This is a genomic window from Endozoicomonas sp. ALB091, assembly GCF_049310265.1.
Taxonomy (GTDB): Bacteria; Pseudomonadota; Gammaproteobacteria; order Pseudomonadales; family Endozoicomonadaceae; genus Endozoicomonas.
On record NZ_JBLYNQ010000008.1, the window covers coordinates 1,354,413 to 1,379,385 of the forward strand.

22 protein-coding genes are annotated in these 24,973 nt (G+C 50.9%); 20 read left to right on the forward strand and 2 right to left on the reverse strand.

Going from position 1 to position 24,973, the window contains the following annotated elements; genetic code table 11:
- Window positions 1–314: 314 nt before the first annotated feature.
- From ACO6UX_RS22245 to ACO6UX_RS22340, 20 genes are all read left to right on the forward strand, one after another.
- Complete coding sequence (locus tag ACO6UX_RS22245; protein WP_422450477.1) at window positions 315–1,553, forward strand: NAD(P)/FAD-dependent oxidoreductase; 1,239 nt, start codon at window positions 315–317, stop codon at window positions 1,551–1,553.
- Entirely contained in the window at window positions 1,550–2,371 is an 822-nt protein-coding gene (locus ACO6UX_RS22250) for an aldo/keto reductase (RefSeq protein ID WP_422450478.1), read from the forward strand. Before ACO6UX_RS22245 ends, ACO6UX_RS22250 begins: the two co-directional genes overlap by 4 nt.
- Window positions 2,372–2,603: 232 nt before the next feature.
- Complete coding sequence (locus tag ACO6UX_RS22255) at window positions 2,604–4,067, forward strand: sigma-54 dependent transcriptional regulator (protein ID WP_422450479.1); 1,464 nt, start codon at window positions 2,604–2,606, stop codon at window positions 4,065–4,067.
- Between the two features lie 589 nt (window positions 4,068–4,656).
- A complete protein-coding gene (locus tag ACO6UX_RS22260) occupies window positions 4,657–5,514 on the forward strand; it encodes a P-loop NTPase (protein WP_422450480.1) in 858 nt (285 codons plus the stop codon).
- 59 nt (window positions 5,515–5,573) lie between these two features.
- A complete protein-coding gene (locus tag ACO6UX_RS22265) occupies window positions 5,574–6,254 on the forward strand; it encodes an RNA polymerase sigma factor FliA (RefSeq protein ID WP_420810348.1) in 681 nt (226 codons plus the stop codon).
- A gap of 242 nt (window positions 6,255–6,496) precedes the next feature.
- Window positions 6,497–6,958 (forward strand): rhodanese-like domain-containing protein, encoded by a 462-nt coding sequence (locus ACO6UX_RS22270; protein ID WP_422450481.1) that lies wholly within the window; start codon window positions 6,497–6,499, stop codon window positions 6,956–6,958.
- 305 nt (window positions 6,959–7,263) lie between these two features.
- The gene (gene ccmA / locus ACO6UX_RS22275) at window positions 7,264–7,923 is read left to right on the forward strand and encodes a cytochrome c biogenesis heme-transporting ATPase CcmA (protein WP_422450566.1); all 660 of its coding nucleotides are present in this window, start codon (window positions 7,264–7,266) and stop codon (window positions 7,921–7,923) included.
- Window positions 7,892–8,608 (forward strand): heme exporter protein CcmB, encoded by a 717-nt coding sequence (ccmB, locus tag ACO6UX_RS22280; protein ID WP_422450482.1) that lies wholly within the window; start codon window positions 7,892–7,894, stop codon window positions 8,606–8,608. The genes ccmA and ccmB overlap by 32 nt, the downstream gene beginning before the upstream one ends.
- A 148-nt stretch (window positions 8,609–8,756) precedes the next feature.
- Window positions 8,757–9,491 carry a heme ABC transporter permease gene (locus ACO6UX_RS22285; RefSeq protein ID WP_422450483.1) on the forward strand — a complete coding sequence of 245 codons (735 nt, stop codon included), beginning with the start codon at window positions 8,757–8,759 and terminating at the stop codon, window positions 9,489–9,491.
- Window positions 9,491–9,820, forward strand: a complete 330-nt coding sequence (gene ccmD, locus ACO6UX_RS22290; protein WP_422450484.1) for a heme exporter protein CcmD — start codon at window positions 9,491–9,493, stop codon at window positions 9,818–9,820. The genes ACO6UX_RS22285 and ccmD overlap by 1 nt, the downstream gene beginning before the upstream one ends.
- Entirely contained in the window at window positions 9,817–10,311 is a 495-nt protein-coding gene (gene ccmE / locus ACO6UX_RS22295; protein ID WP_422450485.1) for a cytochrome c maturation protein CcmE, read from the forward strand. Before ccmD ends, ccmE begins: the two co-directional genes overlap by 4 nt.
- Window positions 10,301–12,313 carry a heme lyase CcmF/NrfE family subunit gene (locus tag ACO6UX_RS22300; protein WP_422450486.1) on the forward strand — a complete coding sequence of 671 codons (2,013 nt, stop codon included), beginning with the start codon at window positions 10,301–10,303 and terminating at the stop codon, window positions 12,311–12,313. Before ccmE ends, ACO6UX_RS22300 begins: the two co-directional genes overlap by 11 nt.
- Entirely contained in the window at window positions 12,310–12,888 is a 579-nt protein-coding gene (locus ACO6UX_RS22305; RefSeq protein ID WP_422450487.1) for a DsbE family thiol:disulfide interchange protein, read from the forward strand. Before ACO6UX_RS22300 ends, ACO6UX_RS22305 begins: the two co-directional genes overlap by 4 nt.
- Window positions 12,885–13,427: a cytochrome c-type biogenesis protein gene (locus ACO6UX_RS22310; protein WP_422450488.1), complete on the forward strand. Its 543-nt coding sequence runs from the start codon at window positions 12,885–12,887 to the stop codon at window positions 13,425–13,427. The genes ACO6UX_RS22305 and ACO6UX_RS22310 overlap by 4 nt, the downstream gene beginning before the upstream one ends.
- Window positions 13,427–14,602, forward strand: a complete 1,176-nt coding sequence (ccmI, locus tag ACO6UX_RS22315; protein ID WP_422450489.1) for a c-type cytochrome biogenesis protein CcmI — start codon at window positions 13,427–13,429, stop codon at window positions 14,600–14,602. Before ACO6UX_RS22310 ends, ccmI begins: the two co-directional genes overlap by 1 nt.
- 301 nt (window positions 14,603–14,903) lie before the next feature.
- Complete coding sequence (smc, locus tag ACO6UX_RS22320) at window positions 14,904–18,413, forward strand: chromosome segregation protein SMC (protein WP_422450490.1); 3,510 nt, start codon at window positions 14,904–14,906, stop codon at window positions 18,411–18,413.
- Between the two features lie 256 nt (window positions 18,414–18,669).
- The gene (gene zipA, locus ACO6UX_RS22325; protein ID WP_422450491.1) at window positions 18,670–19,866 is read left to right on the forward strand and encodes a cell division protein ZipA; all 1,197 of its coding nucleotides are present in this window, start codon (window positions 18,670–18,672) and stop codon (window positions 19,864–19,866) included.
- Window positions 19,867–19,950: 84 nt separating this feature from the next.
- Entirely contained in the window at window positions 19,951–22,005 is a 2,055-nt protein-coding gene (ligA, locus tag ACO6UX_RS22330) for an NAD-dependent DNA ligase LigA (RefSeq protein ID WP_422450567.1), read from the forward strand.
- 142 nt (window positions 22,006–22,147) lie between these two features.
- Window positions 22,148–22,729 (forward strand): hypothetical protein, encoded by a 582-nt coding sequence (locus ACO6UX_RS22335; RefSeq protein WP_422450492.1) that lies wholly within the window; start codon window positions 22,148–22,150, stop codon window positions 22,727–22,729.
- Window positions 22,730–23,175: 446 nt separating this feature from the next.
- A complete protein-coding gene (locus tag ACO6UX_RS22340; RefSeq protein WP_422450493.1) occupies window positions 23,176–23,787 on the forward strand; it encodes a hypothetical protein in 612 nt (203 codons plus the stop codon).
- A gap of 185 nt (window positions 23,788–23,972) precedes the next feature.
- Here the strand turns inward: ACO6UX_RS22340 and ACO6UX_RS22345 are convergent, their stop codons facing one another.
- Together ACO6UX_RS22345 and tsaA are read right to left on the reverse strand one after the other, a co-directional pair.
- A complete protein-coding gene (locus ACO6UX_RS22345; RefSeq protein WP_422450494.1) occupies window positions 23,973–24,209 on the reverse strand; it encodes a YheU family protein in 237 nt (78 codons plus the stop codon).
- Window positions 24,209–24,961, reverse strand: a complete 753-nt coding sequence (gene tsaA / locus ACO6UX_RS22350) for a tRNA (N6-threonylcarbamoyladenosine(37)-N6)-methyltransferase TrmO (protein WP_422450495.1) — start codon at window positions 24,959–24,961, stop codon at window positions 24,209–24,211. The genes ACO6UX_RS22345 and tsaA overlap by 1 nt, the downstream gene beginning before the upstream one ends.
- Window positions 24,962–24,973 lie beyond the last annotated feature (12 nt).

Here is a 24,973-nt window from a genome sequence, read left to right on the forward strand (position 1 = left end):
GCCAATGGTTGATCAGTTTGGGAGGATGATTCGGATGGTTGCGCCCCTGCTGCGGATGTAATTTGAGGGGGGGGGCGATAAAGGGCGTTGAATGAGTTGAATGAATAGAGGGCATGGATACATCCTGATAAACGTTGAAACTAAATCTATTGACCCTGGAATTAATAGAAAGTTCTTGAGTACGATTCCGTTCATCAGGCACTGGTCATGAATAAGAACTTTCGATCAAAGTATTTTCCTGCCTGACTATCCATAATGTGAGCTATGTTATAAAGTCCTCCATTTCAGGTCATCCCAAATAGTTGAACTCTCTTATGTCTCAAACTGTAGAAGCCGATGTGGTGGTGATTGGTGGTGGTATCGCCGGTCTCTGGTTATTTCGCACCTTGAATACCCTGGGCTATCGAACCCTGTTGCTGGAGCAGAATGCTCTGGGCGGTGGTCAGACCATAAAATCCCAGGGCATTGTTCATGGCGGTACAAAATACACGTTAACTGGTCAGTTAACCAATGCTTCCCAGGCCATTGCCGGTATGCCGGAGCGCTGGCGTAATGCCCTGGCTGGCAAGGGTGGGGAGGTGGATCCGGATCTCCGTTCGGCCCGCATATTGTCTGAATACCACTATCTCTGGTCGCCAGGTGATATTGGCTCACGAATGACCTCTTTCTTTGCCAGCAAAGCGCTTCGTGGACGGGTTGATGCACTGACCAGTGAGCAGTTTCCAGCCATTTTCAAACATGATGGTTTTCGCGGAAAGGTATATCAGCTCAATGAAATCGTTCTGGATATTGCCACCGTTACCCGGGCCCTGGTCAGTGGCCTGGAAGATAAAACGCTGAAAGTAGACTGGAGCGAGCAGGGTAATGCCCGGTTGTTAACCAATGCCAACGGTGAGATTGATGCTGTTGCCTTGGCGGATAGCGATGGTCAGACCACCCTGTTGCAAGCCAAACGGTTTGTGCTGGCCGCGGGTGAAGGCGCTGAGGCGCTATTGAATACCTGGGGTGTCAGTCATCCAAAAATGCAGGTACGTCCCTTGCAGATGGTCATGGTTCGTCATTCCCATCCTGAACCTATCTACGCCCATTGTCTTGGCACAACACCACTGCCGAGAATGACCATTACCAGCCATCCGGATGCCGATGGCAAGTGGGTCTGGTATCTCGGCGGAGGCATTGCGGAAGATGGTGTCAAACAGTCTGCTGAAGAATTGATTGCTACGGCGAAAAAAGAGCTGAAAGTGCTGTTGCCCTGGGTAGACCTGAGTCTGGCTGAGTGGGACACCTTGCGGGTCAATCGTGCCGAGCCAAAACAGAGCCGCCTGCTTCGTCCGGATGCGGCTTTCTGTCAGCCGGTGGCCAACGGTATTGTCACCTGGCCGACGAAATTGGCACTGGCTCCTAATCTCTCTGATGAAGTGGTTCGTTTGCTGCAGGAGGATAATATTCGTCCAGCGACGGATGACAGTTTCGTTATGCCGGAAGGATTTTCCCGGCCGGAGATCTGTCCAAACTTCTGGCAGGGGCATTTTGTGCAAGGGAAGACATTATGAGTCAGTGTCTTGTTAACAAGCAGATCGCCGGTACTGATCTTGAAGTGTCGCCGCTGGGTTTCGGCACCGTTAAGTTTGGCCGGGATCAGGGCGTAAAGTACCCGGAACAGTTTACGATTCCTGATGACCGTGAAATGCTGGATCTGCTTACCCTGGCCCATACCCTGGGCATGAACCTGCTGGATACGGCTCCGGCCTATGGCACCAGCGAGGAACGCCTTGGACAGTTGTTTGCCAAACATAAAGGGCTGCGTGAACAGTGGGTCATCTGCAGTAAGGTTGGTGAAGAGTTTGTCACTGTTGAAAATGGTCGGGGAGAGTCTTATTTTGATTTTTCGGAGCAGCATATCCGCTTCAGTGTGGAGCGAAGCCTGCAGCGCCTGAATACCGATGTGATTGAATTGCTGCTGGTGCATTCCAATGGTGATGATGTCAATATCATTGAGCAGACAGGTTGCCTGGAAGTGCTGGCTGATCTGAAAAAAGAGGGGAAAATCCTCGCTTCGGGTATGTCCACCAAAACGGTTGCCGGTGGCATCCTGGCGCTGGAACATTCCGACGTTGCCATGGTGACCTATAACCTGAACGAACAGGGCGAAAAGCCGGTGTTGGACTATGCGCTGGAACATGGCAAAGGCATCTTTATCAAGAAGGCCCTGGCCAGTGGTCATGCCTGCCTGTCAGGACAGGACCCCGTTCTGGAAAGTATGAAACTGGTGTTTTCACACCCGGCGGTTTCTTCAGCTATTGTTGGCACCATCAATCCTGCCCATTTGCGACAGAATGTGGAGGCGTATCTGAAAGCCAGCGGGATTTAAGCTGGTTTGGGGGCTTCTAACTATCTAGCTTCTAACTATCTATAGGTGAGGCTCCCATGCATAAAGGATATGGTTTAAATAATTTTCTTTTATGATTTTTTGAAATAAAAAACAAACAAAAATTTGACGAATCCACTTTTTGGTTATTTACTGAAATAATAAGCTGTAATTTAATTTCGAAAATTTGTATCTACGCTGTAAAAATTAATCGGATGACAAGGATCGTCGTCTTATGGAAACAGCTGAGCAGGTACTCATCATTGAAGACGCGGAGCAGCGTCGGCATGACTTCAGCACTATTTTGCAGTTTATGGGCTATCACACAGTGGCTATCGGTGCAGCCTACTGGGAAGATGCTGTTAGTGCTTATCCCCCGGAAAACTTCAGTGCCTTATTTCTAGGTGATTTTTTACAGGCAGAAAGCTCCCTGCAGGGAATGCTTTCCCGAGTCCAGGGCTGGTGTGGTGGCGTTCCGGTTATCCGGATTGCGGAGTCACTGCCAGACAATCTGTCGTTAGCACTGGCCAGGCAAATCATTGCACGGGTTGACTGGCCATGTAGCAAGCCGCAACTTTTATCCAGTTTGCATTATGGTCAGGTCTACCGTGAGCAGTGGCGTCAGGCACACCAGACTGGCTACAACCAGCAGGTACAACTGTTCCGTGGGCTGGTTGGCAAGAGCGAGCGTATTCGTAAAGTTCGGGCCGCCATGGCCCAGGTGGCGGATCGGGACGTCAATGTTTTGATCACCGGTGAGTCCGGCACCGGCAAAGAAGTGGTTGCCCGCAATCTTCATGAGCATTCCTATCGCAGAAGTGCGCCATTTGTTCCGGTCAATTGCGGTGCTATCCCCACTGATCTGTTAGAAAGTGAGCTCTTTGGCCATGAAAAGGGGGCTTTCACTGGTGCTGTGACCAGTCGCAAGGGGCGGTTTGAGATGGCCCAGGGCGGAACACTGTTTCTTGACGAAATAGGCGATATGCCTCTGCACATGCAGGTCAAGTTGCTCAGGGTTTTGCAGGAGAGGACCTTCGAACGGGTTGGTGGAACAGAGCCTATTGAGGTGGATGTTCGAATTATTGCTGCAACCCATAAGAATCTTGAAAGTATGATCACTGAGGGAAGCTTCAGAGAAGATCTTTATTACCGTTTGAATGTATTTCCCATTGAGATGCCCTCGCTGAAAGAGCGGCCTGAAGATATTCCGCTGATGATTAATGAGCTGACCCACAATATGGAGAAGCAGGCCAGGGGATCAATTCGACTCAGTTCAGCGGCAATATTATCGCTTTGTCGGCATGACTGGCCGGGTAACGTCCGGGAAATGGCCAATCTTCTGGAGCGCCTGGCGATTATGTATCCCTATGGGGTTATCGGGGTTCAGGATCTGCCAGAAAGTTTCTGTCATTTCGATTTGATCAGTCAGGAAGATGATGGTGTGGCGGATTTATTTCCGGACAGTATCCAGCCTGCCGGTGCTGCTACTTCGGAAGACCTTGCAGTACTGCCGGTAGGAGGGTTGAACCTTAAGGAATATCTGACCCGACTGGAAAAGAGTTTGATTCAGCAGGCGCTGAGTGACTGCAATAGTGTTGTTGCCAGGGCAGCAGACAAGTTGCAGATACGGCGAACGACCCTGGTGGAAAAAATGCGCAAGTATGGTTTGCAGAGATATGAGGATTCTGTGAAAAACTGATATTCAGTGATGCAGAAAAAATGACTACATTTTTGTAGCCATTTTTTTTGCTAACAGATTCATTCTCAGATTTACTGCGTTAATCAATGCGTTCCGGTTTTTGTTTCTGTATTGTTCTGTTGTGCTTCGACTCCCTTCTTCTTGCTGATCCACTGTTCGATAATTGTTGCTGATTGGTTTGCAGGTAATCCTTTATTTGCATATTTAATGAATGCGCTAATCGACATCATGTCACGATCTGGTTTTTTTCTTCCCTGTTTTGTCGGTCAAATGCTGCCATTTTTGCGTCACTATAAAGTGACACTGTCAAATAACTATCTTTTTGGATAGTTCAAAAAAGTGTTCAAGATATTTTCAAAGCAACCGAAAATTAATCTATGTCAAAAAAATAGCGAAATGAAATCGGTGTTGTTTTAGAAAGTTGTGAAAAAACAGGTGGTTGTGTTTTTTTATTTTTCTTTATGTATTTTTTTGGGGTTTGGTAGCTGTTTTTATTTTTCAAATTAAAGTTGGCATGTTCATTGATATGTATATTGTGTCGTTTTTCTATATGCATTTTCTGAGCAATTGAAAAATTAAAGTGAGAACGATGGCGCAAGTAAAGAAAAGAGTGATTGCGGTTTCAGGATGTAAAGGAGGTGTCGGTAAAACCGTAGTTGCAGTAAACCTTGCCCTGGCGATGGCAAAGCTGGGTCAGCGTGTCGTTTTGATGGATGGTAATCTTTCTGTACCAGATGTTGAGTTCACCCTCGGGATGAATGAAGAAGGTTTAAAAGAACAATTGTCGTCTGATTTTATTTTTTCATCACCTGCTGAAGGTGGGTTCGTTACTGAGAGCTCGGGCCATCAGCAGAAAGGACTGTTGGATGGTCCATCGGGTGTAAGGGTATTTACACCGGCTGCTCAGGGAGACTGGAAAGACAGTATTCAAATTATTCAGGCAGTAGAGTTGATTCAGGACATGGATGATCTTGCGTCAGATCTGGATACTTTGATTATTGATACGGCTCCGGGCCTGGCCCCGGATAATGTAACTCTCATTCAGGCGGCAACAGAGGTGGTCGTTGTCGTCAGTCAGGAAGACGTGTCTGTTATTGATGCTGTTCGACAGATAAGGCTTCTGTACCGGGTTTTCAATGTTCACCAGTTTTATATTGTTGTTAATCAGGTGAGCAGCAGAAGAGGCGGTGCTAAACAGTTTGAGAAATTACAGGAGTATCTGAAAGACGACAAACAGATAGTTTTAAGCTTTCTGGGTGCAATTCCACATGATAAGGCTGTAAGTGAAGCGGTATTACAGCAGTCGGCACTGTTGACTGTCAGTAACGATTGTCGGGCTGCAAGAGCGTTTCACAGAATTGGACATCAGCTAGCAAAATTACCGGTGCCTGAGCCAAAAGGTCGTATAGAATTCTTTTTGCCTGGTAGGATCAAGGAGAGGATCTAATCATGACAGAGACAGCACAGGACGTGCAAACCAAGTCGGCACAAAAAACGACACTGAACATGGAAGAGATGGTGATAAAACATCGCTCATTGGTAAAAAGAATTGCCAATCATCTCGCCGCAAGAATGCCCGCCAGTGTTCAGATTGATGATCTGGTCCAGTCAGGAATGATTGGGTTGCTTGAAGCAGCTTCAAAATATGATGCATCCAAAGGTGCCAGTTTTGAAACGTTTGCCGGTATTCGAATTCGTGGCGCAATGCTGGATGAAATTCGAAAAGGGGACTGGGGACCAAGATCAGTATATCGCAACAGTCGTCGTATTACTGAAGCGGTTCAGGTTGTTGAAGCGAAACTGGGAAGAGATGCCCGGGATTCTGAAGTCGCCAAAGAACTTGATGTGAAAATTGATGAGTATTACACCATTCTGAGTGATTTAAGAGGGTGTCGTCTTTTTAGTTATGAAGAGTTATTTGACAGTGAAGAATCAAGAATGCAGGCTCGCTCAGGAGACAGGGGCCCTTCAGCAGATATTCAGGAAGAAAAATTTAAAACAGCACTGATTGAAGCTATTGATAAACTGCCTGAAAGAGAAAAGCTGGTATTGATGCTTTATTACGATGAAGAGATGAATCTGAAAGAGATCGGTAAAGTGTTAGGGGTCAGTGAATCAAGAGTCAGCCAAATTCATTCTCAGGCTGCACTGCGTTTAAGGTCACGGTTGCAAAACTGGCTGAGTTAACGTCTCAGCCACACCGTTTTTACAGGGCAGTGACAAAATATGGTCAAGCGTCGGGAATCGGGGCGTTTTCTTTTTTGATTTTGACAGCGTTCAGTTGAGTTGATCTATTTTCAGAAATATATGCCGGTTATATGCTGCATAGCTTTGAACATTTTATTTTTAGTTTCTTATTGTTCCAAGTGAGTGGGTCTTAGCTCCATATACTTCTTTTATTAAGTTGTTTAATAACGGACCTGCATAATATGAAATGGATTTCTATCTCGGCCGCCATTCTGTTGTCGGCACTCTCCTTTACTCTTCCGGCTCAGGAAGAAGCACCAGAAGAAATTAATGGTGTGATTACCATCAATACCCACCAGGCAAAACGCCTTCATGATATTGGCGCACTCTTTATCGATGTGCGTCCCTATCAACAGTGGCAATATGGACACGTAGACGGATCTCACAGTCTTGATCTAAGGGGTGGGTTTCGTCAGCTGCTGGTGCCGGGGGTTCTGGAAAAAGAGACTCCTATCGTGATCTACGGAAACAGCACATACCATATGAGAGGGGCTATTGGCAGTTATCTGGCCGCATTATGGGGTTATGAACGGGTGTTCTTCCTCAGGGACGGTTACTATTCCTGGTTAGCCTTGGATTATCCGGTGACATTGAAGTCTGATGTTGTGGGTGAGTCCTACACCACAGGGGTTATGGCGCAGTAACAACGCCTTGATCCTTGCAAATACTTTCCTTTCCTTCTGTACCCGTTTCCAAATGCCTTTTATCTTCACTTTCTCTATTGGGAGTGAAGATCGGTATGCCCTGAGCCCTTCCAAGGCTTCTTCAATACTGTTAATGAACACTATTTACCTCCGCAGTCAGTAAAATTTCCTGATATAATCGCCAACCAACGCTATATAGGGACATCTTGGAAAGCAGGGCTTTTCATTGCTCATGGCTGTGCTGCTTTGCGAATCAGGGTCTCGGCGATACACGCTTTTGGATTCAGGAGTTCGCTTTGCTTAATGTGGTTCAGTTGAGCTGTGAGCGGGACGACAGGCTGCTGTTCAGTAACCTGTCCTTTCAGCTTGGTAGTGGAGAAATACTCCAGATTGAGGGGCGAAACGGTGCTGGTAAAACATCGCTGCTTCGCATCATTGCTGGCTTTTCATCCAGTTTGAGTGGCGATATTTTCTGGAACGACCAGCCTTTATCGACAGTGTATGCTGATTTTCGTCTTGACTGTTTTTTTCTTGGCCACAAACCAGGACTGAAACTGGATCTGACGCCTCTTGAAAACCTTGTCTGGCGAGCCAGGCTGGCCAATACCATCATCAATCGGGAAGTATTGCTCGCTGCCCTTGATCGGGTCCAGCTTGCCGGTTATGAAGATATTCCCTGTAGCCATCTATCCGCTGGGCAGTTAAGGCGGGTGGCGTTTGCCGGGTTGATTGCCAGCCCGGCACGGCTCTGGATTCTCGATGAACCATTCACCGCGATTGATATTGAAGGTGTTTCCTGGCTGGAGAGACTTTTTGATGAGCACACCCATCAGGGAGGTATGGTGCTGGTTACCAGCCATCAACCATTGAATGATCGTCAGGGAAATCTGCGTAAGTTGAATGTGGAGCACTTTGGCGAAGAAAGGAGTGCTGATGGTGAGAGGGGGCAAGATGTCCAGGGTTGACCAGCCATCCATGCGGGGGTTCTCAGCCTGCCTGGCCCTGATTCGCCGGGACCTGACGCTCACGTTCCGGTCACCCGGTCAGGCCATTAATCCCATGGCGTTCTTTCTGATGGTGGCTACTTTGTTTCCCCTTGGGATTGCGCCGGATCGGGAGGTGTTGTCAGAACTGGCAGCAGGCATTATCTGGATTGGTGCTCTGCTGGCTGTTTTGCTGTCGCTGGACTCATTGTTCAAAAGTGACCAGGAGGACGGGGCGTTGGACCAATTACTGATGTCGCCACATCCGCTGCCCTTACTGGTATTGGCCAAGGTGTTCAGTCACTGGTTAACCAGCGGTTTTTGTTTAACACTAATGGCACCATTGCTGGCCATTATGTTGCATCTGCCATCAGAAGCTTTTTCTCCTCTTATGATGACGCTGTTATTGGGAACACCAGTACTCAGTCTGGCAGGAGCCATCGGTGCAGCATTAACAGTAAGAGTACAACGCGGAGGCGTGTTGCTGACCCTGCTTTCGTTACCGCTTTACATACCGGTACTGATTTTTGCCACAGGGGCCGTTAGTGCTGCAATGCAAAACATGCCGTATACAGGTCATATTCTCTGGTTGTCTGTGTTCCTGATACTTGGGATATGTCTGGCACCACTGGCGATTGCCGGAGCATTAAGGGTAATTAATGAGTAATGAATATGTTTCAGTATACGGTAAAGAGACGTGTCTTTATTCAGGCAATTTCTTGAAAAGTGAAGAGATTTCCAGCACTCTCTGCCTGCAGAGAATCCCTGCAAAATCAGGTCGCATTGGTGGCGGCCTCAGTAAGTAGAACAAGAGTATGAACTGGACGTTTTTTCATAAGTTGGGTTCTCCCAAGTGGTTTTATGATATCAGCGGTAAGTGGTTGCCCTGGCTTCAGGTGTCCTCCCTGGTGCTGATATTGGTGGCGCTGGTCTGGGGGCTGGCGTTTACCCCTCCGGATTACCTGCAGGGCAACAGTTACCGCATCATCTTTATTCATGTGCCTGCTTCGTTCCTTGCCCAGTCGATCTATATGATGATGGCAACCGCCGCTGCTGTGACCCTGATCTGGCGAATCAAACTGGCAGATATGGCGCTGAAAGTCATGGCACCTGTCGGGGCTTCTTTCTGCATACTCTCTCTGATTACCGGAGCCATCTGGGGGCAACCGACCTGGGGGACCTGGTGGGTATGGGATGCCCGCCTGACCTCCATGCTGATTCTGCTCTTTCTCTATATCGGTATTATTGCCCTGCGCGGTGCCATCCACACCACAGAGGCTGCCGCAAAAGCCTGCGCCATTCTCAGCCTGGTGGGGGTGGTCAACATCCCGATCATCAAGTTTTCGGTGGATTGGTGGAATACCCTTCATCAGGGTGCCACATTGAAACTGACTGAAAAACCTTCCATGGCCCCGGAAATGCTATGGCCCCTGTTATTGGCCATTCTCGGATTTTATCTGTTTTTTACGATGGTCACGGTGCTTCGTCTACGTATAGAAATTATCAGTCGTGAAAGAAAGACCCGCTGGGTTAAAGAGCTGGTGAGTTGATGTCTATGTATTTTGACAGTTGGAGCGGTTTTCTGGTCATGGAGGGGCACGGTCTCTACGTCTGGAGTGCCTATGCGATGGCTTTGGCCGTGATTGGTTACAATCTGATTGCACCGTTTATGGCAAGGCGGCGGATACTCGCACAGTTAGCTGCACAAGTGAGAAGACAAGAGCAATTGGTGCAAAGAAAAGTGATCGTGAATGAGGTCACTACAGGTAGAGGTGATAACAATGAGAATCGCTCTGCCAACCCTGAAAACACACAACCAAAACATCGCCCCGGGCGACAGGAAGAAGGCTCTGAGTCTGTAGAGAGGAGTGCTCAATGAATGCAGTTCGCAAACAGAGATTAATACTCGTATTACTGCTGCTGGCAGGCGTTGGGGTGGCAGTGGCTCTGATGTTGTTTGCGCTGCGCGAGAACATTAATCACTACTTTTCACCCGCTCAGATGGCTGCCGGTGAAGCTCCGTTAGGTCAGCGGATGCGCGGTGGTGGCCTGGTTGTTCCGGGTTCCGTTGAGCGTGATACCGAAAGCCTGAAAGTCAGTTTTCGCATCACGGATGGTGCCGGAGAGGTAACGGTGCACTATGAAGGTATTCTGCCCGACCTGTTTGTTGAAGGCTCTGGTGTAGTTGCCCTGGGAACGCTTGGCGATGACGGTGTTTTCGCGGCAACGGAAGTCCTGGCCAAACATGATGAAAACTATATGCCGCCGGAAGTTCAGAAAGCCATTGATGAGGCACATCCCGGTTACACCAGGCCGACGGTACAAACCACTGCTCAAAGTGAGCTGAGGAGTCTGCAAGATGGTAGCTGAAGCTGGCCTGCTGGCTCTGATTATTGCCCTGTGCCTGAGTCTGTTACTCAGCATTTTTCCGCTGGTGGGCAGTTACACCGGTAATCTCCGGTTGATGAATCAGGCTCGTTCCCTGTCCTGGGGACTGTTTGCCTTTGTGGGCTTTTCGTTCTTGTGTCTGGTCTGGGCATTTGTTACCGACGACTTTTCGGTGGATTATGTCGCCAGGCATTCAAACAGCCTGTTGCCGGTACAGTATAAAGTCAGTGCCACCTGGGGCGGACACGAAGGGTCGCTGCTGATGTGGGTGCTGATTCTGGTTGGCTGGATGGCGATGGTGGCTGTCAAGAGCGACCGCCTGCCCCCTGAGTTGTCCGCCCGGGTGCTCTCGGTCATGGGGATGATTACCGTTGGCTTTTTGCTGTTTACCTTGCTGACGTCCAACCCGTTTAACCGGATTCTGCCTTTTCCCCCGGAAGATGGTGCTGACCTGAACCCTCTGCTTCAGGACTTTGGCCTTATCGTTCACCCTCCCATGCTGTACATGGGTTACGTGGGTTTTGCCGTTGCCTTTGCCTTTGCCATTGCTGCTCTGCTGGGAGGTCAGCTGGATACCGCCTGGGCCCGATGGGCAAGACCATGGACAACCGTGGCCTGGGTGTTCCTGACCCTGGGGATTTCTCTGGGAAGCTGGTGGGCCTATTATGAGCTTGGCTGGGGTGGCTGGTGGTTCTGGGATCCGGTGGAAAATGCTTCTCTGATGCCCTGGCTGGTGGGAACGGCACTGATGCACTCCCTGGCAGTGACAGAAAAACGTGGTCTGTTTAAGAGCTGGACGTTACTGCTGGCCATTTTTACCTTCTCATTAAGTTTGTTGGGCACGTTCCTGGTTCGCTCCGGCGTGCTTACCTCGGTCCACGCCTTTGCCAATGATCCGGAGCGAGGCGTTTTTATCCTCTTTTATCTGATGATTGTCGTCGGTGCATCACTGACGCTGTTTGCCCTCAGGGCACCTGAGGTACGCAGTCGTATCAGTTTTTCCATGGCATCCAGGGAAACGCTGCTGCTGGTCAATAATATTTTGCTGACCGCCAGTGCCGCCACCGTGCTGCTTGGAACATTATTCCCGCTGCTGCTGGAATCCCTCGATATGGGCATGATTTCGGTAGGGCCTCCTTACTTCAATTTTGTCTTTGTGCCAATGGCCATGTTGCTGGCGTTTGCCCTGGGGTTTGGGGTTCTGCTCAACTGGAAGAACGGTTCGGTCAAATGGCTGATCAGCCAGACTCGATGGATTTTTCTGGTATCCATTCTGGGTGGTTTAGGGTTCAGCCTGTTCTACGGTGACGCTTTGGCCAAAAATTTCCTGATCAGTGAAGTGCTGGCCATGGCCCTGGTGCTGTGGATCGTGCTGACCATGGTCCGGGATATTCTGAATAAAACCCGAAACACCCGGGCAAAAGCGGGGCTGATTGATGCGCTAAAACGGTTAAAACCAGCGTATTACGGAATGCATCTGGCGCATCTGGGGCTGGCAGTCACCATTGTTGGTGTGGCCATCACCAGTGGCTACAGCAGCCAGCGTGATTTACGCATGGCTCCCGGTGACCGGGTAACGCTTGGTGGGTATCAGTTCCGTTTTGATGGTGTCAGTTTACAGCCCGGCCCTAACTTCACCTCTAACTATGGATCTGTCACAGTCTACAAAAATGGTCGTCAAATAGCGGTGTTGCATCCTGAGAAGCGAGTCTATACCGCACAGCAAATGCCTATGAGCGAGGCTTCTATCGACCCCGGATTAACCCGCGATATTTACGTTGCCCTGGGTGAACCATTGGGGGATGACGGCAGCTGGGCATTGCGACTTCATATCAAGCCCTTTGTCCGCTGGATCTGGCTGGGTTCCCTGTTTATGGGACTGGGTGGTGTGCTGGCGATCTCAGACCCGCGCTACAGAATGAAAGTTCGTCAGAAAGTGAATGCATTGAGACCACTGGGTAATGAGGGAGTAGCCAGCGCATGAAGCGGCGATTGCAACTGTTTTTACCACTGGCGATTTTTCTCGGTCTTTGCCTGATGTTTTATGTGGCACTGTTCCGGGAGAACCCGGGCGAGCTGCCCTCTGCCCTGCTGGATCAGCCTTTGCCAACATTCGAACTGCCAACGGTGAAAAATCCAGACAGGACTGTGACCAGAGAGAGCCTGCTGGGTGAAGTCGCCCTGATCAATGTCTGGGCTACCTGGTGTCCTGCCTGTCGTGTCGAGCACCCCTATCTGGTGGATCTGGCCAATAAAGGCGTACCCATTTACGGTGTGAACTACAAGGATGATCAGCCTGAAGCCAGAAAGTGGTTGAAGACGCTGCACGACCCTTATCGTTTCAGCATCAATGATAAAAGTGGTTCACTGGGCATTGATCTGGGTGTTTACGGGGCACCGGAAACCTATTTGATCGATCATCAGGGCGTCATCCGTTATAAGCATGTCGGCATTGTTGATGCCAATGTCTGGAAGAATGACCTTGAGCCCAGGTTCAGGCACTTGCAAAAACAAATGCTACTGGCACAGGCAAATAACCGTGAAGGGGAGGCCAAATGATACAGCGCATAACCTCCCGATTGATCGTTCTGCTATTGACCGTACTGTTTATGGGTGCAGCCTATGGTGTGATCGACTCCTATGAGTTTTCGACACCGGAACTGGAGCAGCGTTTTTTCGAGCTGACCAATGAGCTGCGTTGTCCAAAGTGTCAAAACCAGTCCATAGGCGATTCTAATGCGCCCATTGCCCAGGATCTTCGGCGGGAAGTGCACCGACTGTTAAATGAAGGCGCAGATAACCAGGCAGTTATCGAGTTTATGCTGGCCCGCTACGGAGACTTTGTGCTTTACAAACCCCGTCTTGCTGGTGTCAATCTGGTGCTCTGGCTTGGGCCTCTGCTTCTGCTATTGGCGGGTTTGATAGTACTTATTGTGGTGGTTCGCAACCATAAGGCGACTGCTTCGGAATCGGCATCAGCGGCTCCCGATGAACATAACGCAGATAAAGAGTTACTGGACAAAAAGCTGAACAGATTTCTGACAGACTATTTGACCACACACTCATCAGAAGATAATAAAACGGACGGTAAAGAGTAATGATGGAGTTCTGGTTGGTAGCCGCCTTGCTGATTGCCATTGCCGTACTGGTTTCGGTCTGGCCATTGGTAAAGCCAGTCGTTTCAGCACCCGGTGAGGATGAGTCTGAAGAGTCTGTAAACGTTGCCAGTTTCCGTGACCAGATGGCCGATCTGGACTGGCAGCTGCAACAGGGGCTGGTGTCAGCGGGAGAAGCGGAAAGGTTGAAACTGGAGTTAAGGCAGAAACTGGCAGATGAGTTGGGTGATGGGCAGCCAGCAAGCCCATGCTCTCTGTTGAAGAAGCCGGGGTTTGCACTGCTGATTGCTCTGATAGTACCTGTGTCCACCGTGCTCCTCTATTTTAAGCTGGGTGCCACCACTGAGATTGCTGTGGTCAACGCCATGAACAATGGCAACCTCAATGGTGGGCAGGTGGAAACGGTACTTAAAGAGTGGGTGGCCAAGCGGCCTGAGAATAATCAGGCGCTGTTCATGCTGGGCAGCCATTACCTGAGAACAGGCAAGCTGGAGGAAGCAGTTAAAACCTACCGGCACCTTGCCAGTATCAGTAATGGCCATCCCCAGGTCACTGCGGAATTGGCGCAGGTGCTGTTTTTAAGCAGTAATAATGTGGTAACACCTGAAATTCGCGAACTCTATCTGCAGACACTGCTGAAAGATAGCCAGAATACCACGGCACTGGGATTGAAGGGGATTGATGCCTTTACCAGGGGGAACTATCAGGACGCCATTGCCGCCTGGCAGCTGGCGTTGACCCATGAAGTGGATCCCGCAGCCCGGCAGTCATTGAGTGCGGGTATTAATCAGGCGCGTTCAATGCTCGGTGATACCGTGGTTGCCCTTCGGGTCATGATCGATCTGGCCCCTGAGCTGGGTGAGTTGCCAGATGATGCGCGGGTGGTGGTCTTTGCCCGGCCAGCGGGTGATGCCAAACAGCCTCCGCTGGTGGCTGTGCCTCTGAGTGTTGGAGATCTCCCCAGGGAAGTCTTGCTTGATGATAACAGCGCCATGATGATGGGCGGACAGCTGCTGTCATCCATCGAGAGTCTTGATATCACCGCACGGATCAGCCTCACTGGCAATGTAATGTCCCCTGATTATCAGGTGCAGGCAAAAGGGGTGAAAACCACAGCAACTGAGCCTGTCAGGCTGACATTTACGCCAGCGGGTTAAGCATTTGAACTAAAGAACCACAAAACAGTCTGCAATTATCAAAAATACTGGAAGTCGCCTTTTTCATTTCGGAAAGGGCGACTTTTCTATTGACTGTGTTAATGTGTAAGATCTGGATTGAAAGAAGTAGCAACTCTTTCAAACAAACGATTCGCTATGACAAGGAACCGGAGCCCAAAGCAACATGCTATGAATGGTGGTTTTGCCGGAGCATAAAGCCCCATAGCGTGAACTATTGGTCAGTATTCAGGCTCATACGTATACCGAGCCGGGCCCCGACAGTGAAGAGCTAAAGGAAACGATGCGTTTAAAGTCCATCAAACTGGCCGGATTCAAATCGTTTGTGGATCCCACAACGGTGCACTTTCCCTCCAATATGTGTGGGGTGGTAGGCCCCAACGGTTGTGGCAAATCGAATATTATTGATGCGGTTCGCTGGGTCATGGGGGAATCGTCCGCCAAGCATTTGCGTGGCGAGTCCATGACCGACGTTATCTTTAAAGGGTCCAACAGCCGCAAGCCTGCCAATCAGGCGTCTGTGGAGCTGATCTTTGATAATAACGAAGGGCGGGTCACCGGAGAGTTTGCCGCTTACCGGGAAATCTCGGTCAAGCGAACGGTTAACTCCGATGCCAAGAACACCTATTTTCTCAACGGCAGTAAGTGTCGCCGTAAAGATATTATGGATATCTTCCTTGGCACCGGTCTTGGACCCAGAAGTTACGCCATTATCAGTCAGGGCATTATCTCCAATCTGATTGAATCCAAACCGGAAGAGCTTCGGGTATTTATCGAAGAAGCGGCCGGTATCTCCCGCTACAAGGAGCGCCGTCGTGAGACGGAAAACCGCATCCGCCGAACCAATGAAAACCTTGAACGACTGACCGACCTGCGGGAAGAGCTGGGGCGTCAGCTTGGCCATCTGCAACGGCAGGCTCAGGCGGCGGAAAAGTACAAAGAGTACAAAGCCGAGGAACGGCTGAAAAAGGCCCAGCTGCAAGCCTTGAAATGGCAGACCATCAATACCGGAGCCCAGTCCCAGGAACAGGCCATCCGTGAGTTCGAGGTTCAGCTGGAAGCGGCAATCAGCCAACAGCGTTCAGCGGATGCCGCCATGGAAGATGATCGCGTTCAGCAGATGGAGCTGAGTGACCGTTTTCATGAAGCGCAATCCAGCTATTACGGCACGGGCAATGAAGTCACCCGTATTGAACAGACCCTGCAGCACCGGGAAGAACGTTCCAAAGAGTTGAGTCGCGACCTTGAACAGGTGGAGCACAGCTGGGAAGAGGCCCGTGAACAGCTGGCGGATGATCAGCAACAACTGGAGTCTTTCCAGGAAGAACTGATCGAGCTGGAGCCGGAGCTGGCCATGCTGCAGGATCAGGAGGCGGACTCTGGAGATGTCCTGACCCGGGCAGAAGAGGCCATGCAGCGCTGGCAGCAGGAGTGGGATCATTTCAATCAGCGATCCCATGAACCAAAACGGACCGCTGAAGTTGAGCAGTCCCGCATCCATCATGCCGAACAGGTGATGGGGCGTTTGCAGGAGCGGGAAGGTCGCCTGAAAGAAGAGTCCGCCGCGCTTGGGGGGACTGAAGACCAGGAGGAGATGACGCTCCTGTCGGAAAAACTGACCGAACTGGAGTTGACCGCAGAAACCGTTGAACTGCGCATCGAAGAGTGTGTTGACGCAGTTGAGCAACAGCGTGATCAGGTGCAGAACCTGACGGCTGAGCTGGAAAGCAACCGGGATGAACTCAGCATGGTGCGAGGTCGTCATGCTTCTCTGGAGGCTTTGCACCAGGCATCACTGCATCAGGATACGGGCACCATTGAGTGGCTTGAGCAGCACCAGCTCAATAACCATACCCGTCTGATGGATAAGCTTCAGGTCGATACGGGCTGGGAACGTTCGGTTGAAACCGTACTGGGCGATAGCCTCCAGGCCGTGTGCCTGGATAGCCTTGATCCTGTCGCTGATGCGCTGGGTGCGTTAGAGCAGGGATCGCTGGTGCTGCTGGAGGCTGGTGCAGGCCAGCAACATACCCCTTCATTAAGTGAGTTGCCACTGCTGGCCGACAAAGTGATCAGCGGTCAGGAAGCTCTGCCCCTATTGGCTGGAATCTATGCCGCAGATTCACTGGAAACGGCCCTTTCCCTGCGGGCAAAACTCCAGGCTGGCGAATCGATCATTACACCGGATGGCATTTGGCTCTCTTCCGGCTGGCTGCGGGTTAACCGGGGTGTCGATAATAATGCCGGTGTGCTGGAACGCCAGAAAGAGATGGACGCCCTGGGTGATAAGCTCACGACGCTGGAAGAAAGCAGCCTGCTATTGAAAGAACAGCTGGAAGGCGCAAGGGCAAAACTCGAACAGCATGAGACTCAGCGAGAGCAGCTGCAAAAGCAGCTGTCCGAGCTCAACCGGAACCAGGGTGAGGTGCGGGCGGATCTTGGTGCCCGAAAGGTCCGGTTAGAACAGTTTTCCGAGCGCCGTCGACGCCTTGAGCAGGAGCTGCAGGAAGTCAGGGAGCAGTATGGGCTGGAACAGGAGGTGATCGGCGAGTCCCGCATGCGTCTGCAGGAAGCTCTGGACCACATGGAAGAAGACATTGGTCGTCGGGAAGCGATGCAGGAGCAGCGTGAGAAGCTTCAGGCCCGTCTCGAAGAGGTACGTCATCAGGCCCGTTTTGATCAAGAGCGGGCCCATCAACTTGCCCTTCGCCAGCAATCCATCAATACCCAGATAGGCTCTCTGAAAGCAGCCATTGAGCGTTTGAGTCAGCAGTCTACCAAGCTCCGGGAGCGACGGGAGTTTCTCCGGGAGTCCATGTCTGAATCCAACTCACCAGAGGGGGATCTGCGGGAACAGCTGGAGGAGATGCTGGCCAGACGTCTTGAGCAGGAAGAGACGATGCAGCAGGCCCGGATGGCACTTGAAGAAGTGGAACAGCGGATCCGTGCTGGCGAGAAGGTTCGCCACAGTGCTGAGCAGCAGGCGCAGAAAATTCGCGAACAGTTGGAAAAACTGAGGATGGACTGGCAGGGCATGCAGGTTCGTCGAACGACACTGGCTGAACAGCTGAAAGAGGATCAGTTTGATCTGGCAACGGTACTTGAGAACCTTCCGGATGACGCATCTGAACAGCAGTGGGAGCAGGAGCTGGAACGGATTGCCGCACGCATTGAGCGTTTGGGCGCGATTAACCTGGCGGCTATTGAGGAGTACGAAACCCAGTCAGAGCGCAAACAGTATCTGGATGCCCAGAACGATGATCTGGAGTCAGCCCTGAATACCCTGGAGAATGCCATTCGCAAGATCGACAAGGAGACCCGTCAACGGTTCAAGATGACGTTCGATAAGGTCAATGCCGGTCTCCAGGAGTTGTTCCCCCGGGTATTCGGCGGTGGGCAGGCCTATCTGGCCTTAACCGGAGAAGACCTGCTGGATACCGGAGTGGCTATAATGGCTCAGCCCCCCGGCAAGAAAAACAGTACGATCCACCTGCTTTCCGGTGGTGAAAAGGCGCTGACGGCGATTGCCCTGGTATTTGCCATCTTCCAGTTGAATCCGTCGCCTTTCTGTATGCTGGATGAGGTGGACGCCCCTCTGGACGATGCCAACGTAGGACGGTATGCCAAAATGGTCTCTGAGATGAGTGATAAAGTGCAGTTTGTTTACATCACTCACAACAAAATCGCCATGCAGGCTGCCAGTCAGCTGGTGGGTGTCACCATGCATGAGCCGGGTGTATCCAGACCGGTATCGGTGGATATTGAGCAGGCGGCGGCGATGGCTGAGTTGTAACTATCCGGTATGCTTAAGAGTTGGATAAATAAGCTATGACATCGACATTACACAGTTTATAAAGCACGTAAAGTAAACGTTCATGGCTTAATTTGTTATTTTTTTATTGTAATATTGCAACGTTGGTCGATTGCAGCAGTAATTAATGCAGATGTGATAAATGACGGTGGCCTATTTTTCATTGTCGTCAAGTGTTATCACAGGGAGGCAGACTGCAATTCGGGCGTTGTTTCAAGGTCTACAGGGCAGCAAGGACATGAGTTTGCGAGATTGGCTGATACTCATAGGAATACTGGTAATCGCCGGCGTATTGGCCGACGGTTATCGCAGGATGCGATTGGCCAGAAAAAGGTCATCGGAAATCAGCTTTGGTCTGGAGGAAGTCAAAGGCTATGACGATGATTTTTCCAGTGAACTGCCCAATGGCGGTGCCCGGCCCAGTGCGCATAAAGAAAGCACTCTGAAAGAGAGCTTTCTGAAAGAAGGGTTTGCCAAAAAAGAGCCTGCCAGACCCCGTGTTGAGCCCGGGTTTTCGGGGGGCGACTATTTCGATGGCTACCCGGAAGAGGGTATTGAAGAACCGCCCGTGTACCCTGAATCCTTGAGACAGCGCCATCGTTACCCTGAAGAAGCTGAAGGGCATGCAGAGCAAAGCGACGCCGGGGAAAAAGCGAGAGTTCAAAGAGCGCTTGATCTGGATGAGCCTGTTCCGGTGCTGATGAATCTGGACGAGTCACAGCAACCCTCAAGAAGTAAACGCCCGTCGTCTGCTGAGGATCATTTACACGGAGGTCTTTCACGGACCGCAGGCGCTGACCGTTCTGTTCGCTCCCGTGAAACGTCCCGATTGGATGCTGAGCCGGAAGAGTTTGTTGGTCAGCCAAGAGCGGCAACCAGTCAGGGCAAGGCACCGATTCAGGAGCGTGACGTTTCGGCCAGAGAGAGCTCCAATCCACAGAAAGAACTCAACCTGGGGGGGCGTGAGAAGGCAGAGAAGTTACAAGAGCGCCCGCCCGCCAGTGAAGTGATTGTGATCAATGTGCTGGCCAAAGGCGGCGGTGTTTTTGCCGGTGACCAGCTGATGCAGTCCATGCTGGCATCCGGCATGCGTTTTGGTGATATGTCGATCTTCCATCGATATACCAATGCCGATGATACCGGAAAAATTCTGTTCAGCATGGCCAACGGCGTAAAGCCGGGTACCTTTACCATTGATAATCTGGAAGCCACTGAAACACCGGCTTTGAGTCTGTTTATGAGTCTGCCTGGGCCGGAAAAACCCATGCAGGCCTTTGCCCTGATGGAAGAGACGGCCCGTCGTCTTGCCCTCGATCTGGGCGGTGAGCTGAAAGATGAACAGTTCAGCGTGATGACTCAGCAGACCCTTGAACACTGTCGTCAGCGTATTCGTGAATATGAGCGCAAGCAGCTGGCGAAACAGCCGACGCATTGATATTCCAGCTGGCCTGGCCATTGCTATCTAATGTTTTCTTCAGCGGGTTCTCAGGCAGAGAACCCGCTGGCCTTTGATAATTCCATGAGCATGACTTCTTCAGATATCCCATCGGTTCCTTCCCTTGAGCTTGCAGAGCAAGAGATACTTCAGCTGCGTCAGCAAATCAGCGAGCACAACCATCGTTACTATGTCCTGGATGAGCCGGAAATTCCCGACAGTGAATACGATAAGCTGTTTATCCGCCTGAAATCCCTTGAAGCTGCATACCCACAGCTGATAACTGAAGATTCTCCCACCCGGCGGGTTGGCGGCACGCCTCTGAAAGCGTTTGGTCAGGTTCGCCATGAACTGGCCATGCTCTCTCTGGACAATGCTTTTGACGAAGAAGACCAGGCGGACTTTAATCGCCGGGTTAAAGAGCGGCTGGGCACCACTGAAGACATTGAATATGCCTGCGAACCCAAGCTGGATGGTATCGCTGTCAGCCTGTTATACGAAGATGGTCTTTTGGTCAGGGCAGCTACCCGTGGCGATGGCACTACCGGGGAAGATATTACCCAGAACATTCGTACGATTGAATCAATCCCACTCAAGTTGATGGGCGATGGCTGGCCTCGACGCCTTGAAGTCCGGGGCGAAGTGTATATGCCAAAGGCTGGTTTTGAACAGTTAAACCGGCGGGCCAGTGCCAAAGGTGAGAAGACCTTTGTTAACCCGAGAAATGCAGCGGCTGGCAGTTTGCGCCAGCTGGATTCGCGGATAACGGCTAAACGACCATTGACGATCTATTGCTACAGTGTTGGCGTTGTCGATGGCGGAGTACTGCCAGACACGCACAGTGAGATACTTGCCTGTCTGAAAAAATGGGGGATGCGAGTCAGCCCCGAACTGCAGGTGGTCAAAGGTGTTCAGGCCTGTGAAGACTACTATCAAGCCATGGCTGAAAAACGTCAGGGGCTGCCTTATGAGATTGACGGTATTGTTTATAAAGTGAATGCCATTGCCCGGCAGCAGGCTCTGGGGTTTGTTGCCCGGGCACCGCGCTGGGCCATCGCCCGTAAATTTCCGGCACAGGAAGCGATCACGACTCTTAAGGATGTGGAGTTTCAGGTTGGCAGAACCGGTGCTATCACTCCGGTTGCCCGTTTGCAGCCGGTGTTTGTGGGAGGGGTGACGGTCAGTAATGCGACCTTGCACAACATGGATGAAATTGCACGGCTGGATATCAAAATAGGCGACAGTGTCGTTATCCTCCGGGCAGGTGATGTTATTCCCAAGGTGAACCGGGTTATCCACTCCATGCGTCCTGATGATGTTCGGGATATCATCTTTCCCGATCGCTGCCCGGTATGCGACTCTGAGCTGGAACGTGAAGAAGCCATCCTGCGCTGCTCTGGCGGACTGTTCTGTTCAGCCCAGCGCAAAGAGGCTATTAAGCACTTTGCCTCCCGCAAGGCAATGGATATTGATGGTCTTGGGGATAAACTGGTTGAGCAGCTGGTCGATCGTCAATTGATCGCAACGGTGGCAGACCTGTTCAGTCTTAATGCCCTGGAGATTTCCGGCCTTGAACGTATGGGGAAAAAGTCGGCTGAGAACTTGATTAATGCCCTTGATCAGTCCAGAAAAACCACGCTTCCCCGTTTTATCTACTCACTGGGCATTCGCGAAGTGGGTGAGACAACCGCACAGGGGCTGGCAGGTCACTACCGCGATTTGCATAAATTGATGGCCGCTTCGGTGGAAGACTTGCAAACCGTGGATGATGTTGGCCCTGTGGTTGCTGGTCATATTGAGAAGTTTTTCCGTCAGGAACACAACCGCGAAGTGATTGATGCACTTCTGGCGAAAGGTGTTGCATGGGAAACGGAATCGCCGGTTGTAGAAGGGGGCGATCAACCCCTTGCAGGTGAAACCTGGGTGTTAACCGGCACGTTAAACACAATGACCCGCGACGAAGCTAAGGCCATCCTGCAAAAACTGGGAGCCAGGGTGACTGGCTCAGTTTCAGCAAAAACATCAGCCTTGCTGGCCGGTGACAAGGCCGGTTCAAAACTGGCCAAGGCAGAGAAGCTGGGAGTGCGTGTCGTCACTGAGGATGACTTTATGCAGATGAGGCAGGCCTGGGGTGAGTAGTGCCTGAGGCAAATTGATTCGAGCTGAACCACAGAGATTATAAACACTCCTGGAAATCTGAGCTGATGAAGCAAGCTAAAGGTTCTCTTTTCTCAGTGCTCCTGGTGGTCTCTGTGGTTGAACATTGGAGGATGGCGGCTGAATGTCAAACCTGAGTCGAAAGCTGTTTATTTTGATCCTGTCTGCCGTGCTGGCAGGCTGTGCCAGTAAGGCACCACCCGAGAAGCCCCACAACCTTTGCAGTGTCTTCAAGGAAAAACGCGGCTGGTATAAAGATGCAAAAAAAGCCAATCAGCGCTGGGGCACCCCTATCCAGATCATGATGGCCATTATGTATCAGGAATCATCTTACCGGCACGATGCCCAGCCGCCACGGCCATGGTTCCTTTTCATTCCATTACCCCGTAACTCTTCCGCTTATGGCTACCCGCAGGCGCAGGATGGCACCTGGGAGCAATATGTCAGCGAAGCCGGAGGTTTCTTTGCCAGCCGCGAAGACTTTGGCGACGCGATTGACTTTATTGGCTGGTATACCCACAAGTCCCGCAAGCTGAATGGCACTTCACTGTGGGCCGCCGATCAGCAGTACCTGAATTACCATGAAGGCTGGAACGGTTACCGCAAGGGAACCCATAAGAAAAAGAAATGGTTGTTAAGCACCGCCAGCAAAGTAAGGCGCAGGGCCGGTAACTATGGTGAGCAGTTGCGCCGCTGTAGCCTGTAATGGATATAGTGTGCATCATTTCGATGAGTTTGATGGGTTCCTTCTATCAATGACGCCCAAATTCCGTTCGTCCTGAGCGGAGTCGAAGGGCGTAAACACCATGCCCTGAATAAAGACTGTGCCAAACACCCTTCGTCCGTGCATCCTGAGCGGAGCCGAAGGACGCTCAGGGTGAACGGGGATTATACACCTCAAACTCATTGAAATGGTGTGCCAGGCTTTGGCATCCTGCGTCGCCCTGCCTTTCACACCCATGTGGTCGTTCGAGATTCGGGGCAGCTTATGAAATATCCGGGCTGACGTTAACTGATCATTGGTCAGGGGTATTGAATCGTTGGATTGTCCGTTCACCGTGGGTTGATTGATTTATTGAATTATATTTTTGGAACCTTTCAAGCTTTATTTTGTCTGTTCAAGAGAACAGGTATTCAATAAAGGTAATACTTATGATTCCTTCTTCTTCCTTACCAGCCCCTTCGACACCGGATCTACCGGAAATTTCCCAGGAGACCAATGCTGTTACCCCTGAAAATGTTGGCACAGCTAAAACCGTTGGCCTTGATAACCCAGAGAACCATGGTGCTGCAGCTAAACCGTTAGCAGCATATTCCATTGAGTCTTCTGATGATGAGTCTGAAGGTGGTGGGAATGGCATTCTAAAGCTGGAAACTGGTGATTATGAATGGGTTACCATCAACAGGAATATTCAAGCTGTAGACATGGATGGTAGTTTATGCCTTGTTCATGTTCCTGATGATGGAAGGGGTTATGTAGCCTGGCATATGGAACCTCCCGATGTGACCTTTTTACTGAACCCCACTCGGCGAGCCATGGCTGCGATATTTTTTCCAGAAGAAATCCGTGCTGCTGAAAATCATGCTGGCTATTGGCAGGAAGAAGTGCAGAGAAAGCCCGGAACCACCTATTTATGTGGTCCTGTTGCTGATGGGTCGGCACAGAATTTTTTTAATGTTGATCCAGCTAATGTCCTCAGAACTGAAGAAGGCCCTGTCTCAGTTACATTTGACATTGCCACTCGAAGTTTTCATACAAATTAGCACGGCCGACATAGCCAGCCATGAGATTTTTCAGACAGATAGACGTCGTTGACAACGGGTAGGACACACTCTGTATCAAGTAAACGACAACGTTTCACATATTGCCCGCCCGGGTAACTTTGTCTGGGGGATCTGTCCAGAAGAGTGGTTCTATTTTCCTGGACAGCCTTCTGGAAAAAGGATGATCAGGAGTCCTGCTCGCTCAGCATTTGCCTGGCAACGTCCTTGTGCAGAATATTCGGTGTCTGGCTTTCCTGGTCAAATACGATCACCATGTCGCCGGATTTCAAGCGGGATAATACCTGCGCTACTCGCTTTGCAAGCGCGTCGTCATAGCCATTATCCGTCCCTTCACGGCTGACAAACTCTTCGATCAGACTGTTAAGCGTCTCGGGCTCAATCATGTCATAGGGAATAATCATTACCTATTACCTTCCACTGTTTTCACGTCAAGCTTCAGAGGTTCCAGCTCTTTAACCAGAAAGTGCTGGTTGGTGTACTCCCAGACCACATTCAGGTCCCATAGTGCGGTGCCATGGCGTCGTCCGGAGGATTCCCTCAGGTAGGCGGGTCTCGGGTCCTGGCCAAGTACCTGTTCGATCAGCAGAATCAGCTGCCTGCCGGTTCGCTGTTGATAACGCAGGCATTGGTGCATGGCCTGATCGGTGAACTTCACTTCTGCCATCGCCATTGGCAGGGGCGCAAAGCCACCCTTGGCATCAGGCAGTGCGTCGGCATAGGGCAGGTAAGGTTTGATATCGATAACGGGAGTACCATCAAGAAGGTCCACCGCCCCCAGCTTCAAGGTCAGCTTGCCATTGCCGGACTCAATGCCGCGCAGTTCAACCACGGACATACCCATAGGGTTTGGCCGGTGTGTGGAACGGGTAGCAAATACCCCCATGCGCTGTCGACCTCCCAGTCTTGGTGGGCGAATGGTTGGACGCCAGCCCTCATCCATGGTTTTGTGGAAGATAAAATGTACCCAGATATGTGAAAACCCATCCAGACCTCGTACCAGGTTTTCCTGGTTGTACGGGGGAAAAAGCTCCAGTGTGGCTTCAGCGGCGGTGACAATGCCGGGCTGACGGGGGATTCCAAATTTCTGGCGGTAGCAGGAGTGGATAACACCTATCTGTGCAAACTGAAATGAGTGGTTGGTGATCTCTTTCACGGTGAGTCTGAC

What these genes read in the sequence shown, in the direction of transcription:
- ACO6UX_RS22245 (WP_422450477.1), top strand. Translation starts at nt 315, where the DNA reads ATGTCTCAAACTGTAGAAGCCGATGTGGTGGTGATTGGTGGTGGTATC.
- ACO6UX_RS22250 (WP_422450478.1), top strand. Translation starts at nt 1,550, where the DNA reads ATGAGTCAGTGTCTTGTTAACAAGCAGATCGCCGGTACTGATCTTGAA.
- ACO6UX_RS22255 (WP_422450479.1), top strand. Translation starts at nt 2,604, where the DNA reads ATGGAAACAGCTGAGCAGGTACTCATCATTGAAGACGCGGAGCAGCGT.
- ACO6UX_RS22260 (WP_422450480.1), top strand. Translation starts at nt 4,657, where the DNA reads ATGGCGCAAGTAAAGAAAAGAGTGATTGCGGTTTCAGGATGTAAAGGA.
- ACO6UX_RS22265 (WP_420810348.1), top strand. Translation starts at nt 5,574, where the DNA reads ATGGAAGAGATGGTGATAAAACATCGCTCATTGGTAAAAAGAATTGCC.
- ACO6UX_RS22270 (WP_422450481.1), top strand. Translation starts at nt 6,497, where the DNA reads ATGAAATGGATTTCTATCTCGGCCGCCATTCTGTTGTCGGCACTCTCC.
- ccmB (WP_422450482.1), top strand. Translation starts at nt 7,892, where the DNA reads ATGGTGAGAGGGGGCAAGATGTCCAGGGTTGACCAGCCATCCATGCGG.
- ACO6UX_RS22285 (WP_422450483.1), top strand. Translation starts at nt 8,757, where the DNA reads ATGAACTGGACGTTTTTTCATAAGTTGGGTTCTCCCAAGTGGTTTTAT.
- ccmD (WP_422450484.1), top strand. Translation starts at nt 9,491, where the DNA reads ATGTCTATGTATTTTGACAGTTGGAGCGGTTTTCTGGTCATGGAGGGG.
- ccmE (WP_422450485.1), top strand. Translation starts at nt 9,817, where the DNA reads ATGAATGCAGTTCGCAAACAGAGATTAATACTCGTATTACTGCTGCTG.
- ACO6UX_RS22300 (WP_422450486.1), top strand. Translation starts at nt 10,301, where the DNA reads ATGGTAGCTGAAGCTGGCCTGCTGGCTCTGATTATTGCCCTGTGCCTG.
- ACO6UX_RS22305 (WP_422450487.1), top strand. Translation starts at nt 12,310, where the DNA reads ATGAAGCGGCGATTGCAACTGTTTTTACCACTGGCGATTTTTCTCGGT.
- ACO6UX_RS22310 (WP_422450488.1), top strand. Translation starts at nt 12,885, where the DNA reads ATGATACAGCGCATAACCTCCCGATTGATCGTTCTGCTATTGACCGTA.
- ccmI (WP_422450489.1), top strand. Translation starts at nt 13,427, where the DNA reads ATGATGGAGTTCTGGTTGGTAGCCGCCTTGCTGATTGCCATTGCCGTA.
- smc (WP_422450490.1), top strand. Translation starts at nt 14,904, where the DNA reads ATGCGTTTAAAGTCCATCAAACTGGCCGGATTCAAATCGTTTGTGGAT.
- zipA (WP_422450491.1), top strand. Translation starts at nt 18,670, where the DNA reads ATGAGTTTGCGAGATTGGCTGATACTCATAGGAATACTGGTAATCGCC.
- ligA (WP_422450567.1), top strand. Translation starts at nt 19,951, where the DNA reads ATGAGCATGACTTCTTCAGATATCCCATCGGTTCCTTCCCTTGAGCTT.
- ACO6UX_RS22335 (WP_422450492.1), top strand. Translation starts at nt 22,148, where the DNA reads ATGTCAAACCTGAGTCGAAAGCTGTTTATTTTGATCCTGTCTGCCGTG.
- ACO6UX_RS22340 (WP_422450493.1), top strand. Translation starts at nt 23,176, where the DNA reads ATGATTCCTTCTTCTTCCTTACCAGCCCCTTCGACACCGGATCTACCG.
- ACO6UX_RS22345 (WP_422450494.1), bottom strand. Translation starts at nt 24,209, where the DNA reads ATGATTATTCCCTATGACATGATTGAGCCCGAGACGCTTAACAGTCTG.